This window comes from Herbaspirillum sp. BH-1, assembly GCF_002870055.1.
GTDB classification, from domain to species: Bacteria; Pseudomonadota; Gammaproteobacteria; order Burkholderiales; family Burkholderiaceae_D; genus Herbaspirillum; species Herbaspirillum frisingense.
Genome location: NZ_PKOI01000005.1, coordinates 197,958 through 216,609, shown reverse-complemented (window position 1 = coordinate 216,609; position 18,652 = coordinate 197,958). Strand labels below are relative to the sequence as shown.

17 protein-coding genes are annotated in these 18,652 nt (G+C 65.8%); 15 read left to right on the top strand and 2 right to left on the bottom strand.

Annotation, left to right across the window (positions count from 1 at the left end; translation table 11 throughout):
- The 12 genes from HBH1_RS09270 (at position 1) to HBH1_RS09215 (ending at position 12,421) form a co-directional block, all read left to right on the top strand.
- On the top strand, positions 1-1,056 hold the full coding sequence (locus tag HBH1_RS09270; RefSeq protein ID WP_233207573.1) for an ABC transporter permease: 1,056 nt from the start codon (positions 1-3) through the stop codon (positions 1,054-1,056).
- A 10-nt stretch (positions 1,057-1,066) separates the two neighbouring features.
- A complete protein-coding gene (locus HBH1_RS09265) occupies positions 1,067-1,936 on the top strand; it encodes an ABC transporter permease (protein WP_166757913.1) in 870 nt (289 codons plus the stop codon).
- A gap of 9 nt (positions 1,937-1,945) precedes the next feature.
- Positions 1,946-2,494 carry a carboxymuconolactone decarboxylase family protein gene (locus tag HBH1_RS09260; RefSeq protein WP_077235395.1) on the top strand — a complete coding sequence of 183 codons (549 nt, stop codon included), beginning with the start codon at positions 1,946-1,948 and terminating at the stop codon, positions 2,492-2,494.
- A 15-nt stretch (positions 2,495-2,509) separates the two neighbouring features.
- Positions 2,510-4,216, top strand: a complete 1,707-nt coding sequence (locus HBH1_RS09255; protein WP_102662505.1) for an ABC transporter ATP-binding protein — start codon at positions 2,510-2,512, stop codon at positions 4,214-4,216.
- A gap of 344 nt (positions 4,217-4,560) precedes the next feature.
- Positions 4,561-5,655, top strand: coding sequence for an ABC transporter substrate-binding protein (locus HBH1_RS09250; protein WP_102662504.1), 1,095 nt, complete (start codon positions 4,561-4,563; stop codon positions 5,653-5,655).
- Between the two features lie 3 nt (positions 5,656-5,658).
- Positions 5,659-6,519 (top strand): ABC transporter permease, encoded by an 861-nt coding sequence (locus HBH1_RS09245; protein ID WP_102662503.1) that lies wholly within the window; start codon positions 5,659-5,661, stop codon positions 6,517-6,519.
- A 10-nt stretch (positions 6,520-6,529) separates the two neighbouring features.
- A complete protein-coding gene (locus tag HBH1_RS09240) occupies positions 6,530-7,351 on the top strand; it encodes an ABC transporter permease (RefSeq protein ID WP_199181553.1) in 822 nt (273 codons plus the stop codon).
- 23 nt (positions 7,352-7,374) lie between these two features.
- Positions 7,375-8,214 (top strand): ABC transporter ATP-binding protein, encoded by an 840-nt coding sequence (locus HBH1_RS09235; RefSeq protein ID WP_102662502.1) that lies wholly within the window; start codon positions 7,375-7,377, stop codon positions 8,212-8,214.
- Positions 8,211-9,485 (top strand): sulfite dehydrogenase, encoded by a 1,275-nt coding sequence (soxC, locus tag HBH1_RS09230; RefSeq protein WP_102662501.1) that lies wholly within the window; start codon positions 8,211-8,213, stop codon positions 9,483-9,485. The genes HBH1_RS09235 and soxC overlap by 4 nt, the downstream gene beginning before the upstream one ends.
- Before the next feature lie 58 nt (positions 9,486-9,543).
- A complete protein-coding gene (locus HBH1_RS09225) occupies positions 9,544-10,059 on the top strand; it encodes a c-type cytochrome (protein ID WP_233207579.1) in 516 nt (171 codons plus the stop codon).
- A 56-nt stretch (positions 10,060-10,115) separates the two neighbouring features.
- Positions 10,116-11,057, top strand: coding sequence for a TauD/TfdA dioxygenase family protein (locus HBH1_RS09220; protein ID WP_102662499.1), 942 nt, complete (start codon positions 10,116-10,118; stop codon positions 11,055-11,057).
- A complete protein-coding gene (locus tag HBH1_RS09215; protein ID WP_102662498.1) occupies positions 11,054-12,421 on the top strand; it encodes an LLM class flavin-dependent oxidoreductase in 1,368 nt (455 codons plus the stop codon). Before HBH1_RS09220 ends, HBH1_RS09215 begins: the two co-directional genes overlap by 4 nt.
- Positions 12,422-12,486: 65 nt before the next feature.
- Here HBH1_RS09215 and HBH1_RS09210 read toward each other — a convergent pair whose 3' ends face one another.
- Entirely contained in the window at positions 12,487-13,137 is a 651-nt protein-coding gene (locus HBH1_RS09210) for a BON domain-containing protein (protein WP_102662602.1), read from the bottom strand.
- A 27-nt stretch (positions 13,138-13,164) separates the two neighbouring features.
- Positions 13,165-13,620: a phasin family protein gene (locus tag HBH1_RS09205; RefSeq protein WP_199181552.1), complete on the bottom strand. Its 456-nt coding sequence runs from the start codon at positions 13,618-13,620 to the stop codon at positions 13,165-13,167.
- Positions 13,621-13,940: 320 nt separating this feature from the next.
- Between HBH1_RS09205 and HBH1_RS09200 the strand changes: the two genes are divergently transcribed.
- The 3 genes from HBH1_RS09200 (at position 13,941) to HBH1_RS09190 (ending at position 18,499) form a co-directional block, all read left to right on the top strand.
- Entirely contained in the window at positions 13,941-15,662 is a 1,722-nt protein-coding gene (locus HBH1_RS09200; protein WP_102662497.1) for an alpha/beta fold hydrolase, read from the top strand.
- Position 15,663: 1 nt separating this feature from the next.
- Complete coding sequence (locus tag HBH1_RS09195) at positions 15,664-17,148, top strand: bifunctional enoyl-CoA hydratase/phosphate acetyltransferase (RefSeq protein ID WP_233207572.1); 1,485 nt, start codon at positions 15,664-15,666, stop codon at positions 17,146-17,148.
- A 169-nt stretch (positions 17,149-17,317) separates the two neighbouring features.
- Positions 17,318-18,499 carry an acyl-CoA dehydrogenase family protein gene (locus HBH1_RS09190; RefSeq protein ID WP_102662496.1) on the top strand — a complete coding sequence of 394 codons (1,182 nt, stop codon included), beginning with the start codon at positions 17,318-17,320 and terminating at the stop codon, positions 18,497-18,499.
- The last annotated feature ends 153 nt before the right edge of the window (positions 18,500-18,652 follow it).

Below are 18,652 nucleotides of genomic sequence, written 5' to 3'. Positions count from 1 at the left end.
ATGAGCCTGAGCCTGGAGACCACGGCCTCCTCCGAGCCTTCCCAGCCTTCCCAGCACACCCAGCCACCCCTGTCACGCCGGGGCAGGCTATGGCAGGCCACCGTGCGCCGCCTGCTGCAATTGCTGGCCGTGGTGCTGGGCGTGGCGGTCATCAATTTCTTCCTGCTGCGCCTGGCGCCGGGTGATGCCGCCCAGGTGCTGGCCGGGGAAGCCGGTGCGGCCACTCCCGAATACCTGGCAACACTGCGCGCCCAGTTCGGGCTGGACCAGCCGTTGCTGGTGCAGTTCGGCAAATACCTGCTGCATCTGCTGCAGTTCGACCTCGGTTATTCCTTCCGTCACGGCATGCCGGTGGCGCAGCTGATTGCCGAGCGCGTACCGGCCACCTTGCTGCTGATGGGCGCCAGCATCCTGCTGGCGGCAGTGGGCGGCGTGGTGCTCGGCAGCCTGGCGGCCTACCGCGCCGGCAAGCTGGTCGACCTGCTGGTGTCCTTGCTGGCGCTGGTGTTCTTCGCCACGCCGCTGTTCTGGATCGGCCTCATGCTGGTGGTGGTCTTCTCGGTCTGGCTGGACTGGCTGCCGGTGGGCGGCATGATCACGGTCGAAGCCGGCTATACCGGTTTGGCCCACGTACTGGACGTGGCACGCCACCTGGTGTTGCCGGCCCTGACGCTGGGCCTGTTCTACATGGCGGTCTATACGCGTCTCATGCGCGCCACCATGATCGAGGTGCGGCGCCAGGATTTCGTGCGCACCGCCGTGGCCAAGGGGGCGCCCGCGCGTCGGGTGCTGGTGGTGCATGTGCTGCGCAATGCCTTGCTGCCGCTGGTCACCATGCTGGGCGTGCAGGCCAGCGCCATCGTCGGCGGCGCGGTGCTGGTGGAGACCGTGTTCTCCTGGCCCGGCCTGGGCCGGCTGGCCTTCGAGGCGCTGTTCCAGCGCGACTTCAACCTGCTGCTGGGCATCCTGCTGTGCAGTTCGACCGTGGTGGTGCTGGTCAACTGGATCGTCGATGCCCTCTATGTGCGGCTGGATCCACGCATCCGCCTGCAATGAAAAGACCGACATGAGCACCCTCACCCTCCCCCATCCTTATCCCTCGGCTGCGCGCAGCGTTCTAGCCCGCCTGCGGCGCTCGCCCTCGGCGCTGGCCGGCAGCCTGCTGTTGCTGCTGGTGCTGTTCATGGCAGCCTCGGCCGGCTGGCTGTTCCCCGGCGATCCGCTGGACATGGTGGCCGAACCCTTCCTGCGGCCCGGCGTGGACCTCGCCTATCCGCTGGGCAGCGACATGCTGGGGCGTGACCTGCTGGCCGGCATCTTCCATGGCGCGCGGGTGTCGCTGCTGATCGCCGCCGTCTCCACCGCCATCGCGTTGCTGCTGGGCGTGAGCGGCGGCCTGCTGGCCGGCTACTACGGTGGCTGGCTGGATGCGGCATTGATGCGGGTGACCGAGTTCTTCCAGACCATTCCCTCTTTCCTGTTCTCACTGGCCATCGTGGCGGTGATCCAGCCTACCGTGTGGACCATCGCCCTGGCCATCGGCGTCACCGCCTGGCCCAGCCTGGCGCGGCTGGTACGGGCCGAGGCCCTGAAACTGCGGCACGGCGAGATGGTGCGCGCCAGCATCGCCCTGGGTGCCAGCGATGCCCGCATCCTGTTGCGCGACATCCTGACCAATGCCGCCACCCCGATCCTGGTATCGGCCTCGCTGATGGTGGCCAGCGCCATCCTCACCGAATCCAGCCTGGCCTTCCTCGGCCTGGGCGACCCCAATGCCGCCAGTTGGGGCAACATGGTCGGCGCCGGCCGCGAAGTGCTGCGCACCGACTGGTACATCACCACCATCCCGGGCCTGGCCATCGTCTTCACGGTGCTGGCCCTCAATCTCTTGGGCGACGGACTGGCCGATGTGCTCGATCCGCGCGAACGCAAATAGGACTTTTCCATGGCACGTGTCTCTACCCTGCTCTCTCACCAACTGCCGGCCGGCGAAGCCCGCCGCATCTTCGAAAAAGTCGAGAACGAATACGGCGCCTTCGGCAACATGCTGGGCGTGATGGCGCACAAGCCGGCCTCCATCGAACATCTCTACGGCCTGCTGCTGGGTTTCGCCGCCGAGGGCAATCTCTCGCGCCTGCACCTGGAAATCGTGCTGGTGACCGCATCGCGGGCCAACGAATGTACCTACTGCGTCTCGCACCATGCCCCGAAGCTGCAGGCCGAACAGGTCAGCGCCGAGACGGTGGAGCGCATCCTGGAGCCCGACGTCCCCGGCCTGGGCCCGGTGGAACTGCTGGTGCGCGACTATGCCCTGGCCGTCACCCGCCAGCGCGTGGGTGATTCGCTGGTCGCGCGCCTGCGCGAACATTTCGATGAATCCCAGATCGTCGAGCTGACGCTGCGTGCAGCGCTGTGCGCCTTCTTTGCGCGCTTCAACGAAGCGCTGGACGTGCAACTGGAACCGCAATACCAGAGCGCCGTACTGGCTGCCTGAACCAAGGAAACCATGATGTCTTCCCTGCTGGAACTGCGCGATCTGAAGGTTGCCTTCGGCGCGCACCAGGCCGTGCGTGGGCTGGACCTGTCGATTGCCGCCGGCGAAACGGTGGCCCTGGTCGGCGAGTCCGGCTGCGGCAAGTCCACCACGGCCCTGTCGATATTGCGCCTGCTGGATGGCTCGGCCAAGGTCAGCGGTCAGGTACTGTTCGAAGGGCGTGACCTGCTGCGTCTGCCGGAACCCGAACTGGTCGCCCTGCGCGGCCAGGGCATCGCCATGATCTTCCAGGAGCCGATGACCTCGCTCAATCCGGTGCTCTCCATCGGCCAGCAACTGGTGGAGGCGATCCGCCTGCATCAGCCGCTGGACGGTGCGGCTGCGCGGGCGCGCGCACTGGAATTGCTGGCCCAGGTCCGCATCCCCGATCCCGCCAGACGCATCGATGATTACCCGCACCAGCTCTCCGGTGGTCAGCGCCAGCGCGTCATGATCGCCATGGCCATCGCCAACCGTCCGCGCCTGCTGATTGCCGACGAACCGACCACCGCGCTGGATGTGACGGTGCAGGCGCAGATCCTGGAACTGCTGGGCCAGCTGCGGCGCGAGCTGGGCATGGCCGTACTGCTCATCACCCATGACCTGGGCGTGGTGGAGCAATGGGCCGACCGCGTGGCCGTCATGTTCGCCGGCGAGAAGGTGGAAGAAGCCACGACCGCGCAACTCTTTGCCGCGCCCCGTCATGCCTATACGCAGGGCTTGCTGGGGGCGTCCTTGCGACTGGAGCAGGAACTGCACTACCGCCGGCAGCGTCTCCCCGAAATCCGCAATGACATCGATGCAGACGGCCAATGGCGTTTCAGCCTGACCGATACGGCACTGAGGCAAGTCATCCAGCCGCTGGCTGCCGGCGCTGCGCCCCTGCTGTCGGTACAGGACCTGCATGTGGATTACCTGACGCCCAAGGGCAGCGTGCACGCGGTGCGCGGCGTCAGCCTGGACATCGCCGCTGGCGAGACCGTGGGCCTGGTGGGCGAATCGGGGTGTGGCAAGTCCACCCTCTCGCGCAGCATCATCCGCCTGGAAGACAGCCGCAGCGGCCGTATCCTGCTGGACGGCCAGGACATCGCCAGGCTGGACCGCAAGGCCCTGCGCCCCTTGCGCAGGCGGGTACAGATGGTGTTCCAGGACCCGTATGCCTCACTCAATCCGCGCCATAGCGTGCGCGACATCCTGGATACGGCCCTTCAGATCCATGAAATCCGGGACCGCAACGAGCGCCAGCGGCGCGTCAGTCAGATCATCGATCTGGTCGGCCTGCCGCAGGCCGCCCTGGGCCGCTACGCCCACCAGTTCTCGGGCGGCCAGCGCCAGCGTATCGGGATCGCCCGGGCGCTGGTGCTCAAGCCTGCGCTGGTGATCTGCGACGAACCGGTCTCGGCGCTGGACGTCTCGGTGCAGGCACAGATCCTGAACCTGCTGGTCGATCTGAAGCAGGAGTTCGGCCTGGCCTACCTGTTCATCTCGCACGATCTGTCGGTGGTGCGCTACATCGCCGACCGCGTACTGGTGATGCAGGGCGGGCGCATCGTCGAGGAAGGCGATCATCGTTCCATCTGGCAGGCGCCGCAGCATCCCTATACCCGTACCCTGCTGACGGCGGCACCAGGCAATGCCTATGGGCGTAGCGTCGCGGCACAGCCGGAGCGGCTCATCGCCTGAGCCGCACGCCAGCTTGCCGAGGCTGGGGATCCTGCAAAATCCATTCAATCTGCAAGATGCGAGGATTGAATGTGAACAGGCCCTAGCCTCGCTAGCTTGCGGAAGCTAGCTCTCACAGACCTTTCCATCGACTGCGCTGCTGCTCGCGGACGTTGATGCATGATGCCGGGCGCAGCCAGGCTGCCTTCATTGAGCAGCCATCGTTCAGCTGCGCTGACGCATCGGCAGCGCATAAGGACATACGAATTCATTCGTTTTCCGGCGCGATCCTCCCTTCCTATACTGGCCGCAGACAGTTCGTCCTCCACGACGATTCTCCCTCCCGCGCCCAGAAAGGACCCACCATGCCACAGGACCGCCGTAGCGTCCTCAAACAACTTGCCGCCGGCGGTGCCGCGCTGCTGACGCTGCCGCTGCAGAGTGCTTCTGCCGCCAATGCAGGTGCCAAGCCCACCACCATCCGCATCGGCGTGGCCCAGCCAGGCATCGGCAACCCGCCGGTGTTCTCGGGCAGCTCGGCCGCCGTGGCCCATGCCAAGGGATGGGTGGAGGAAGAGTTCAAGGCCGACGACATCAAGGTCGAATGGTTCTTCTTCAAGGGCGCGGGGCCGGCGGTCAATGAGGCGCTGACCAACCAGCAGCTGGACTTTGCCTTCCAGGGCGACCTGCCAGCCATCGTGGCGCGTGCCGCTGGCCTCAAGACCAAGCTGGTGCTGGCCACCGGCGTGCGATCCAACATCTACCTGGCGGTGCCACCGGATTCGCCCATCCAGTCGGTCAAGGACTTGCGCGGCAAGCGCGTGGCCATCTTCAAGGGCACCAATGCGCAGTTGCCGATCAACCGCGTGCTGGAAGCCAATGGCCTGCAGGAGCGCGACCTGCGTTCGATCAACCTGGATCAGGCCACCACCCTGGCAGCGCTCTCCACCAAGGACATCGATGCCGCCTTCGGCAACATCAACCTGCTGCGCCTGCGCGACAAGAATGCGGCGCGCATCGTCTACTCCAGCAAGGGCGGCTCGCCCATCTTCACCACCCAGTCGCACGTGCTGGTGACCGAGCAGTTCGCCCAGCAATACCCCGAAGCCACCGCGCGCGTGGTCAAGACCTTCGTCAAGGCGGCCAAGTGGGCCTCGGACGAGGTCAACCGCGACGAGGTGCTCCATCTCTGGGCCAAGGCCGGCACGCCCTACGAACACTGGCGCGAGGACTACGATGGCCAGCCGCTGCGGGTGCGCATCAACCCCAATTTCGATCCCTTCCTGATCGCCCGCTACAAGGATTCGGTGGAACAGGCCTATCGTTTCAAGCTCAGCCGCGCCCGGGTCGATGTGGATCAATGGATAGACCAGCGTTATCTGCAGGCGGCCCTGAAGGACCTGAGCCTGGAAAACTATTGGCCGGTGTTCCAGGCCAACGGCAAGATCCTGGGAGCCTGAGCGATGTCCACACCCTCCGGCGTCCTGGACGCCTCCGCCAGCTCCCCTGCGGCCCCGACCTTGGCGGCTGGCCGCGCACCGCGCAGTGCCTATGCCGCCTTCTTCGGCCGCTGGGCCGGCAGCTGGCTGGCGCTGCCCTTCCCGCTGGGCTTGCTGCTGCTGTGGGGCATCTCGGCCCACTTCGGCTGGGTGGCGCCGCAGGTACTGCCGTCTCCGCTCGCGGTGCTGCATACCTTCATCGACCTGGCGCAATCGGGCGAGCTGTGGGACAACCTGTGGATCAGCCTGTTGCGCGTGCTGGCCGGCTTTGGCGTGGGGGTGGTCGGGGGCCTGCTGCTGGGCGTGGCCATGGGGCTGTCGCCGCTGTTCAAGGATTACGTCTATCCCTTTTTCAAGGCCTTCAGCCAGGTACCGGTGCTGGGCTGGTTGCCCTTGCTGATGCTGCTGGTGGGCATCGACGAGGCGCTCAAGGTCATCCTCATCGCCAAGGCCGCCCTGGTCCCCATCGCCGTCAACACCTACAAGGGCATCGAGAACGTGCCGGCACGCTATGTGGAAGTGGCGCGCGTGCTGCAGTTCTCGCGTTGGCAATTGCTGTGGCGGGTGGTGTTCCCGGCCGCCTTGCCACCGGTCTGGAATGGCGTGCGCTACGGCTTCACGCACGCCTGGCTGGCGCTGGTGGTGGTGGAGTTGCTGGCTTCCTCCGAAGGCCTGGGCTACATGATCGTGTTCGGCCGGCAGCTGTTCCAGCTGGACGTGGTCATCGCCGCCGTGGCCGTGGTCGGTGTGGTGGGCTATCTGGGCGACCGCGTGCTGGCCCGCATCGAAGTGGTCCTGCTCGGCTGGCGCCGTAGCGGTTTCTGAGGAGGTCCGCATGATGCCCTTTTACCGTCGCTCGCATGAACCACGCGCACGGCGCGACCGCCACCCGGTGCCGCCCGTGCTGCGGGGCTGGGTTCTGCCCATCGTCCTGGTACTGCTGTGGTGGCTGGCCGCGCGCCTGCACTGGTCGGATTCGCCGCTGCTGGTACCTCCCGGCAAGGTGTGGGACACCGCCGTGCAGCAACTGCTCAGTGGCGAACTGGTGAGCGCCCTGGCCGCCAGCCTGCGGCGTGACCTGATCGGCCTGGCCATTGGCGTGAGCGCCGGCCTGGTCTTCGGGATTGCCTTCGGCCTGTCGCGCCTGTTCGAAAAGATGATCGGCCCGACCTTCCATACCCTCAAGCAGATTTCGCTATTCGCCTGGATTCCCCTGCTGTCGGTGTGGTTCGGCCTGGGGGATGCGGCCAAGGTGGCGTTCCTGTCGCTGGCGGCGTTCTTCCCGGTGGTGTTGAACACCTTCGAAGGTATCCGCAGCGTGCCGGGTGAACTCATCGAGGCCGCCCGCGTATTGAAATTCACGCGCCGCCAGTGGCTGACCAAGCTGGTGCTGCCGGCGGCGGCACCGTCCATCCTGGCGGGCATCCACCTGGCCCTGGTCTATGCCTGGCTGGCTACCCTGGGGGCCGAATACCTGCTGGTCTCGGGCCAGGGCATCGGCAACACCATGATCGACGGCCGTGAACTGTTCCTGATGGACCTGGTGATCTTTGGCGTCATCGTGGTGGGTCTGGTGGGCTTTGCCCTGAACTGGCTGGCCGCGCGCATCGAGCATCGCCTGCTGGCCTGGCGCGGGCGCTCGGTGGCGCAATTCTGAAACGACAAGAACAAGGAGTGATGATGGCGCAAGCCGGTACGCTGGAAATCCAGCATCTGAGTAAATCCTATGCCGTCAAGGACGGCGATCTGGCGGTGCTGGAAGATGTGACCCTGCACATCGCCCCCGGTGAATTCGTCAGCATCGTCGGCACCAGCGGTTGCGGCAAATCGACCCTGCTGCGCCTGATCGTGGGCCTGGAAGATCAATACCAGGGCGAGGTCCTGCTGGATGGCCAACGCATCGTCGGCACCAGCCTGCAACGCGGCATCGTGTTCCAGGAACACCGGCTCTTTCCCTGGCTGACGGTGGAAGGCAACATCGAACTGGGCCTGCTCAACGCACCCGGCAGCCCGGCGCAAAAGCGCGAGGCAGTGCGCGAACACATCGCCCTGGTGGGCTTGCAGGGTTTCGAAAAGTCCTATCCGCACCAGCTCTCCGGTGGCATGGCGCAGCGCGTGGCGATTGCCCGCGCCCTGGTCAGCAAGCCGGAAATCCTGCTGCTGGACGAACCCTTCGGCGCCCTCGACGCCATGACGCGTGCCTATCTGCAGCAGGAACTGCACCGAGTCTGGCAGGCCGAGGGCATCACCATGATCCTGGTCACCCATGACGTGGAGGAAGCCGTCTATCTCGGCGACAAGGTGGTGGTGATGGAGCCGCGACCGGGCCGGGTGCGGCGCATCGTGCCGGTGCAATTGGCGCATCCGCGTGAACGGGGCGATGCCGGCTTTGCCGCCGTCAAGCAGCGCGTGCTGGACGAGTTTTCGCACGACGGCGCCAGCCTGGCCGAAGCACCGCTCAAGCCCGAGGCGCCAGTTTCGGCGCAACTGCCGGCGGCGCTGTGGCAGTTCGCGGTATGAGCAAACCGGCAGCACTGCAGCGCCGCCGCAATTTCCTGCGCGCCGGCAGCGCGCTGGCGGGCGCTGCACTGGGCTCGGCCGCCTCAGCCGCTCTGGGCGCCAATGGCACGGTGGCCGGGCAGGCCCAGCCGCTGGAGGTGGCGCCCTGGAGCAAGACGCCGGGCGAGCCGGCGCTCTGGCATCCCTATGGCCAGCCCTCGCCCTTCGAAGACAAGGTGGTGCGCCGCTCGCGCGGCGCGGCGCCCTTCCCCGGTGCCAATTCCTCGATGACGCCGCTGCAGGACCTGTTCGGCATCATCACGCCGACCGGGCTGGTGTTCGAACGCCACCACGCCGGCATCCCCCTGATCGACCCGGCCCAGCACCGGCTGGCAGTGCATGGACTGGTGGCGCGACCGACGCTGTTTACCATGGACGACCTGGTGCGCCTGCCGTCGGTCTCGCGCATCCATTTCCTGGAGTGTTCCGGCAATACCGGCCGCGAATGGAAAGGACCTGGCACGGCCTCACTGCAGTTCAGCCACGGCCTGCTGTCCTGCTGCGAATGGACCGGGGTGCCGCTGGCGGTGCTGCTGGAAGAGGTCGGCATGGATCCGCAGGCGGCCTGGATCCTGGCCGAGGGGGCCGATGCGGCGGGTATGACGCGCAGCATTCCGCTCTCCAAGGCGCTCGATGACGCGTTGCTGGTCTATGCCCAGAACGGTGAACGCCTGCGGCCTGAGCATGGCTATCCGCTGCGCCTGTTCCTGCCCGGCTTCGAGGGCAACATGAGTGTGAAGTGGCTACGCCGGCTCAAGGTCGGACGCGAACCCTTCATGTCCCGCGAAGAGACCGCCAAGTACACCGATTCCCTGCCCGACGGCACGGCGCGGCAATTCACCTTCCTGATGGAGACCAAGTCGGTCATCACCTTCCCGGCGCCGGATCACCGCTTGCGCGAACCCGGCTTCTACCAGATCGCCGGGCTGGCCTGGACCGGGCGTGGGCGCATCAAACGGGTCGATGTCTCCACCGACGGCGGACGCAACTGGACCGAAGCGCGCCTGCAGGAACCGGTGCTGGACCGCGCGCTGACGCGCTTCACCCTGCCCTGGCGCTGGGATGGCGCGCCGACCGTGCTGCAAAGCCGTGCCATCGACGAGGGCGGCTATGTGCAGCCGACCGGGCGGCAGCTGGTGCAGGCACGCGGGCTGGAATCGAATTATCACTTCAATGCAATCCAGAGCTGGAAGGTGGGCGCAGATGGTGTCATCAGCAATGTCCAGGTATAGGCCGGGGCTGACGAGGCCGGCGCTGCTGGCCATGATCCTGGCGCTGGCAGGCCCGGCCATGGCCGCAGAGCGCCTGGGCCTGGGCCAGAGTCTGACGCCAGCGCAGCTGGTGACCTGGGACATCGATGTCGATGCCGCCGGACATGGACTGCCGCCCGGTAGCGGCAGCGTGGCCCAGGGACAACGGGTCTACGCCCAGACCTGCGCCGCCTGCCACGGCGACCGTGGTCAGGGCAACCCGGCCGATGCACTGGTGGGCGGACGTGGCAGCCTGGCCACGGCCAAGCCGCTCAAGACCATCGGCAGCTTCTGGCCGTATGCCACCACGGTATTCGACTTCATCAACCGCGCCATGCCCTACAACGCGCCCAAGAGCCTGACGGCCGATGAGGTCTACGCGGTGACGGCCTATCTGCTGCATCTCAACGGCATCGTCGCCGCCGACGCCGTGCTGGACGCCGTCAGCCTGCCCAAGGTACGCATGCCCAATCGCGATGGCTTCATCGGTGATACCCGGCCTGATACCAGCAATGTCGCCTGTCGGCATTGTCCGGCGCCGCCCCCTTCGCAGTGATTCCTGTCGTCCCCGCAGCACAGAGCCCGCAGTCCCATCCAACAAGGAGATTCGCCATGTCTGACACCCTGCTTGACATCCACCCGGTCGCCGGCCGCATCGGCGCCGAAGTGCGCAACATCCGCCTCTCGGCCGAGCTGGACCCGGCCACCTTTGCCGCCGTGCGCGCCGCGTTGCTGCGTTACAAGGTGCTGTTCTTCCGGGGCCAGCAACATCTGGACGATGCCGGCCAGGAAGCCTTCGGCAAGCTCTGGGGCGAACTGGTGGCGCATCCCACGGTGCCGGTGCGCGAGGGGACCGGCTATCTGCTGGAACTGGATTCGGAACATGGCGGTCGCGCCAACTCCTGGCACACCGACGTCACCTTCGATGTCGCCTATCCGCAGGCCTCCATCCTGCGCGGCGTGGTGATCCCCGCCGCCGGCGGCGACACGGTCTGGGCCAATACCGCGCAAGCCTACCTCGACCTGCCGGCGCCGCTGCGTGCGCTGGCCGACCAGCTGTGGGCGCTGCATACCAATGAATACGACTACGCCTCGCGCTTCAATACCACCGAGGCAGGCCTGAAACGCTATCGCGAAATCTTCACTTCCACCCTCTACGAGACCGAGCACCCGGTGGTGCGGGTGCATCCCGAGACCGGCGAGCGCACGCTGGTGCTGGGCCACTTCGTCAAGAAGCTGCTGGGCTACCCGAGCTCGGACTCCGACCATCTGCTGCGTCTGCTGGAGAGCTACGTCACGCGCCTGGAAAACACCGTGCGCTGGCGCTGGTCGGTGGGCGACGTGGTGATCTGGGATAACCGCGCGACCCAGCATTACGCCATCAACGACTATGGCGACCAGCACCGGGTAGTACGCCGGGTGACCGTGGCCGGGGACGTACCGGTCTCGGTGGATGGCCGCCATAGCGTCTCCCGCAACGTGCGCCGCCAGGCGGCCGACAGCCTGCGGGCCGATGAACACACCACGCAGCCGCAGACGGCGGTGCTGTCATGAGCACGCCGCGTCGACAGATCAAGCTGGGTGCCTTCGTGATGGCCACCGGCCACCATGTGGCGGGCTGGCGCCATCCCGGCGCGCAGCCGGACGCGGGACAGAACATCGCCCATTATCGCCAGATCGCCCAGGCCGCCGAGCGGGCCAAGTTCGATGCGCTGTTCCTGGCCGATGGCGTGGCCATCCGCGCACACGACCGGCAAACCTTGCACCGTACCGCCCGGGCGGCGTCGTTCGAGCCCTTGACCTTGCTCTCGGCGCTGTCGCAGGTGACCGAGCATATCGGCCTGGTGGCCACGGTCTCCACCACCTACAACGAGCCCTATCACGTAGCCCGCAAGTTCGCTTCGCTGGACCATCTCAGCAATGGCCGCGCCGGCTGGAACGTGGTGACTTCGTGGTCCGAGCACGAGGCGCAGAACTTCAACCTGGACAAGCACCCCGAGCACGGCGCCCGCTACCAGCGCGCGGAGGAATTCGTGGACGTGGTGCGCGGCCTGTGGGATAGCTGGGAGGACGACGCCTTCCTCTACGACCGCGAGGCCGGTCTGCTCTTCGATCCGGACAAGCTGCACACCCTGCATCATCACGGGCAGCACTTCTCGGTCAAGGGACCGCTCAACGTGGCGCGCCCGGTGCAGGGCCATCCGGTGATCGTGCAGGCCGGCTCTTCCGAGGCCGGGCAAGACCTGGCGGCGCGCACGGCAGAAGTGATCTTCACTGCCCAGCAGTCGCTGGCCGACGCCCAGGCCTTCTATACCAGCCTGAAATCGCGCATGGCCCGCCACGGGCGCGATCCGGACCAGCTCAAGATCATGCCGGGGGTGTTCCCGGTGGTTGGGCGCAGCCTGAGTGAAGCGCAGGAAAAGCATGAGGAGCTGCAATCGCTGATTCATCCCAGCGTGGGACTGTCGATGCTGCAGCAGCATCTGGGCGGCATCGACCTGTCCGCCTATCCGCTGGATGGCCCGCTGCCGGAAGACCTGCGCGAACCCAATGGTTCCAAGAGCCGCTTCCAGCTGGTGACGGCGCTGGCCCGGCGCGAAGGGCTGACGCTGCGCCAGCTCTACCTGCGGCTGGCCACGGCGCGTGGCCATTGGTCCCTGTATGGCACGCCGGAAAGCATCGTCGATGAACTGGAGGCCTGGTTCACCCAGGGCGGGGCCGATGGCTTCAACATCATGCCGCCGACCCTGCCTGGCGGGCTGGACGATTTCATTGCGCTGGTGTTGCCGGAACTGCGCCGGCGCGGATTGTTCCGGACCGAGTACGAGGGGCGGACCTTGCGCGAGAATCTGGGGCTGGCCAGGCCAGCGCATCAGAAGCCCGCCCTTCAGGAGAACGCGGGCGCCAAGGTCGCTTAGCCCGGGGATCAGGAAGGGCAGCTGCCATAGATGCCCTTCCCATCACGGGCGCGTTTGCGGCAGGCCTACACCACGACGATGTTGTCGATCACCCGCTCCACGCCGGGCGTATGTTGCGCTGCCCGGCAAGCTTCCTGCCGTTCGGCAAGTGAGCCGACCATGCCGGTAAGGGTGACCACCTTGTCGTTCACGCCCACATAGAGGGCCGTGGTCTGGATGTGCGCCCGCCGTTGCAAGGCTGTTTCGATGCTGTTCCTGATGTCGCGCGGGGCAGCGCTGGCTTGCACCGTGATCAGGTTGCTGATGCCGATCAGGCCGAAGAGATTGCGTAGCGACTGTTCGGTCGCTTCGCGCTGGTGGTCGAAACGGACTTGGCCCGACAGGGTGATCCAGCCGTGCTCCACCTTGATCTGGATGCCTTCCTTCGGCAACAGCACATTCCATTCGATGACGTGGCGGGCTGCGGCGGCAATCTCGCTGTCCGTCCTCTGGCTGGCACCGGGCAGGTGTACGTCGATCTCCACGGCCAGCCCCTTGACCCCGCCCACGCGCAAGGCGGCACGTTCGGCTGCGTACTTTTGGGCGTAGCTGTCGAGATGCCCGGTCAGCGTCACGATCCCGCTGACCACCTCCACCCCGATGCGGTTGTCGTCGAAGGCGCTATCCCAGGCCAGTTCGTCCATGACTTCCTGCCGCAATTGATGGTCGCTTTTCATCGCCATGCTCCCTTGAGAAGTTGCCCTTCAGCCGGCCTTGCTCCTGGCGACCTTGTTCGTGGTCTTGTCTGCTGGCTTGGCGCCAGCGGGTGCGCTGCTGGCGCCGGAGCTGGCACTGCTCAGAAAGCCGCCGTATTGGCCGTTCAAGCCCGTCATCCGCTCTTGCGTGGCGTGATTCAGCCTGGCACTGAGTTCGGCCAGCCACTCGACCAGCTGTCCGGCAAAGACGGCGCTTTCCTGCATCTCATTGCGCCAGCGTTCGGCCATCATCGAGGCCGCTTCCACCGGGGTTCTTGCTTCCACGCATTGCTTGGCCAGCAGGATTGCATTACCGGTCTCGCGGCGCAGGAAACTGGTATCCAGATCGTAGAGCTTGCTCATGCTTGCGAGGGTGGTGGCGCCGAGTTCGACGCTGGCTTCGATCTGTTGGCTGGCGTAGCCCAGCCAGAAGTCGGCGTAGTTGTCCATGTTGGGGAGGCGCATGGGATTTCCTTTCCAGAATCTGGCAATGCCTGATCGAGAACGCCAGAGGTCATTGCCTGCCTTTCCAGCGTCGCTTGCCGTGGCCTGGGCTGGATCATCAGGCACCGGCGTCCACAATGTTCAGTAAGTCTGATCCTTATATGAAGATTCTGCGCCAGACATCGGGTGCAAAACTGATGCAAGTCAAGTTCCTGTACTGACCCGACAAGGCCTCGCTGGCTGGCCTTGACTTACATCAGTAGGCCGGGCCAGGCCCTGGCGCACAGTTGCGCCATGCAATCCCGGTCAATGGGCATCGGGTGCAGTTCATGGAGTGAGCCATGCGACAGAGTTCCCCCACCCACTGGGTCCAGCCTGGCAGCCTGGATATGCAGGTACACGCCGCCCTGGCCCGCTCCAGCGGCTCGCTGTCGCTGATCTCCGGGATGCTGGCCGCCATCGACTGGGCCGCGCACCTGGCCGTCTCCCCCGGCAAACGCCTTGAATTACTATGCTTGGCCCTGCAGCAAGGCAACCGCCTGCTGCATTACATGGGCAGTGCCCACGCCCAGGCTTCCGACCTGCCGGTCGCGGACCGGCGCTTTGCCGCGCCGGACTGGCAGCGCTGGCCCTACAACCTGTGGCACCAGGGCTTCCTGCTGAACGAACAATGGTGGAATGCCGCCACGCGGGACGTCTGGGGTGTTGAAAAGCATCATGCCGATCTGGTCAATTTCGCTGCACGCCAGCTACTGGACATGTTCTCGCCCGGCAACTATCTGTTGACCAATCCGGAAGTGCTGCGTGTGAGCGTGGAACAAGGCGGCAACAATCTCCTGACCGGCCTGCAGAACTGCATGAACGACATGGTCGGTCTGCTGTTGGAACAGCCGGCGAACCCCGATCGCAGCTTCCTGCCCGGCAAGGATGTGGCGATCACGCCGGGCAAGGTGGTCCTGCGCAACGACATCATGGAATTGATCCAGTACGCCCCGGCCGGCGAGGCGGTGTATCCGGAGCCGCTGCTGATCATTCCGGCCTGGATCATGAAGTACTACATCCTCGACCTGTCACCGGCGAACTCACTGATCCGCTATCTGGTCGAGCGCGGTCACACGGTGTTCTGCGTCTCCTGGAAGAACCCCGGTCCCGAAGACCGCGACCTGGGCATGGACGACTACCTGAACGCCGGCCTGCATGCCGCCCTCGACACGGTCAACCGCATCGTCCCCGGTCAGAAAGTGCATGGCGCCGGTTACTGCCTGGGTGGCAGCCTGCTGGCCATTGCGGCGGCCGCGATGGCACGCGACGGCGACCCGCGCCTGGCATCGCTGACCTTGCTGGCGGCGCAGACCGACTTCAGCGAGCCGGGTGAATTGGGCCTGTTCATCGACGAAAGCCAGATCAGCCTGCTGGAGGCCCAGATGCAGGAGGCCGGCACGCTCAGCCAGACACAGATGGCAGCCGCCTTCCAGATGCTGCGCTCCTACGACCTGCTCTGGTCACGCGTGATCGGGCAATACCTGATGGGTACGCCGGCCCGCAACAGCGACCTGATGGAATGGAATGCGGACGCCACCCGCATGCCGGCACGCATGCATTCGCAGTACCTGCGCCGGCTGTTCCTGGATGACGATCTGAGCGAAGGCCGCTATCCCGTAGACGGCAAGCCGGTCGCGCTCAGTGACATCAATACCCCGGTATTCCTGGTGGGAACGGTCCGCGACCATGTCGCGCCCTGGCACTCGGTCTTCAAGCTGCACTATCTCTGCCCGGCGGAAATCACCTTCGTATTGGTCAGCGGTGGCCACAATGCCGGCATCGTCAGCCCGCCGGGGCATCCGCGCAGCCAGTTCCAGATGCGCACCCGGCCGGCCGGTGGTGCCTACTGCCCGCCAGATCAATGGGCCGCGGAGACTCCCGTCACCGAAGGCTCCTGGTGGCCCGCCTGGCAAACCTGGCTGGCGCAGCATTCGGGCGAGCCCACCGCTCCGCCCCGTCTGGGCGGCACAAAAGCCGAGCGGATGGACGATGCGCCCGGAACCTACATCATGGAGAAATAGCATGCTGCATCGTTCACCCTCTACCAACGCAGCCGACACCGCTAACACCGCTAACACGGGCAGCCCGCAGGACAAGCACGCCAGCGACGACCTGCTCGGCCTGATCCGCAACCGGGTCTACGCGGAAATCGCCATCGGTGACACTGCCACCATCACCCGCACGCTCACCTCGGCCGACATCCAGCTCTTCGCGGTCATCTCCGGTGACGCCAATCCCCAGCACCTGGATGCCGCCTTCGCCAAGGAAACCCGGTTCCACGGACTGATCGCACATGGCATGTTCGGCGGCGCACTGATCTCGGCGGTACTGGGGACCCGGCTGCCGGGGCCAGGCACGATCTATCTCGGCCAGACCCTGCGGTTCCTGCATCCGGTCCGCATCGGCGATACGCTGCAGACCAGCGTCACCGTGGTCGCACGTGACGAGGCCCGGCACCGGCTGACGCTCAAATGCGCCTGCGTCAATCAGGACAATGTCATCGTGATCGAAGGCGAGGCCGACGTCATCGCGCCCACCGAATCCATCGTGCGACGCCGGACCACCTTGCCGGAAGTCAGCATGAAGATGGGCAATGGCGAGCTGCAACAGTTGCTCGACCATACGCGCCAGCTGGGGCCGGTCAAGGTCGCCATCGTCCACCCCTGCGATGCGGCCAGCCTGTCGGCGGTCATCGACGCCCACGCCGCCGGCATCATCCTGCCGGTACTGGTGGCGCCCCGGGCCAAGCTGCTGGCCCTGGCGGCGCAGCAGAAGCTGGATATCTCCGCGTTCCCTATCGAAGACGTTCCCCACAGCCACGCGGCGGCCGCACGTGCGGTCGAACTGGCCAGCCAGGGACAGGTGGAGATGCTGATGAAAGGCAGCCTGCATACCGACGAATTCATGAGCGCCGTGGTGGCCAGCCCGGCCCTGCGCACCAAGCGCCGCATGAGCCATTGCTACCTGATGCAGACGCCCTCCTACCCGCGCCCCTTCATCATCACCGATGCAGCCGTGAACATCGAACCGACGCTGGAAGAAAAGGCCGACATCATCCGCAACGCCATCGACCTGGCCCAGGCCATCGGCGTCAAGCTGCCCAGGGTGGCCATCCTGGCGGCGGTGGAGACGGTCAATCCGAGGATGCCGGCCACGCTGGACGCCGCCGCGCTATGCAAGATGGCCGATCGCGGGCAGATCACCGGCGGCGTACTGGATGGCCCGCTGGCCTTCGACAATGCGGTCTCGCCGGTATCGGCACGGGTCAAGGGCATCGTCTCGGATGTGGCGGGACAGGCGGATATCCTGGTGGTCCCCGATCTGGAAAGCGGCAATCTGCTGGCCAAGCAACTGGAATATCTGGGTGGCGCCGTCAGCGCCGGCCTGGTGCTCGGCGCGCGCCTGCCGCTGGTGCTGACCAGCCGCGCCGATTCACGCGAAACAAGGCTGGCCTCCTGTGCCGTGGCGCGCCTGGTGGCGCAGCACTACACGACCACGCCACTCTGACCGGCATGCATGGTGACCTGTGCGGCTGCCGTGTGCTCCGGCCGCATATGACTGGCCCAAGCAAGCTAATGCGAAATGCGCAGTTTGGCTTGCCTGCCCGGGGCTCTATGATGTGCTCATCCCGGCCATCCGGCCTGCGGCATCCATTCTCCCGGACACCATCGACCTCATGAGCACACTTCCCTCCGACCTCCTGCAGCGCATTGCCGACGGCGCCGCCCAGCGCGATGCACAGCGTGAACAACCCTTTGCCCTGATCGAAGAAATCAAGGCCACCGGCTTCGGTGCAAGGCGGCTCGACGCCGATTACGGCGGCGGTGGCGCCACTTTCGTGCAGACCCTGGAGACCGCCATCGAACTGGGTGCGGCCGATCCCAATATCGCCCACATCTGGCGCAATCACCATGTGGCCCTGGAACGCGTGCTCAACGCACCACTGCAACATCCGGGCGTGGCCGCACTGCGCGAGCGCGTGCGTGCCGGCGACCTGATCGGCGCCTCCCATACCGAACTGGGACAGGCACAGATCGGCGGCACCGGTGTGCTGTCTACGCGTCTGGTCCGCCAGGGTGAGCACTATGTGCTCAACGGCCAGAAGTTCTATTCGACCGGTTCGCTCTTTGCCGACTGGCTGCATGTGACGGTGTCGGTGGAAGACGGCCGCCGCGCGGTGGTCCTGCTGCCCCGCCAGCGCGAAGGTGTGCAGACCGTGGATGACTGGTACGGCATGGGCCAGCGCCTGACCGGCAGCGGCACCACCAACTTCGAGAATGTCCTGGTGGCCCCGCACGAAGTGCTGCTGCCGGATCAGGTACCGGCGCGCCAGGCGGTGCTGGGCTCGACCATTGCGCAACTGTTCCTCACGGCGGTCATCGCCGGCGTGGTCAGCGCAGTGGCACGCGACGCCAGCGCACTGCTGTCCAAACGCAAGCGCAATTACTATTACGCCCCCACACCGGCGGCGGCCGATGACCCTATCCTGCTGAGCGCCCTGGGCGAACGCGATGCCGATGCCTTCGCCACCCGTGCCATCGTGCTGGCCGCCGCCAGCGAGGCCGACCGCGCCTATGCCGCCCTGAAGAGCAATGCAGCCGATGCCGACGACCGCCTGCAGGATGCCGCCGCTGCCGCCGCACGCGCCAAGGTGGTGGTGGATCGCATCGCCCATCACGCCGCCACGGCCCTGTTCGACATCGCCGGGGCCTCGGCCACCCTCACCTCGGCCAATCTGGATCGTCACTGGCGCAACATCCGCACCATCTCCACCCACAACCCGACCTCGCACAAGGCCTTTGCACTGGGCAACCTGAGCGCGAACCAGGTCCGCCTGCCGACCCAGGGATTCTTCTAAGAGCGCGGGGCGGACGCTACGCCCCGCGTTTCCCCCTTGCCCCGGCTGATCCCGACAAACCGACGTAGCTGGCAATGGCGGTAAATGTTCCAATTTGGTTTGATGTTCTATAAAGTAGACAAAAAACCAAATAAGGAACACATCGCTGTGGCA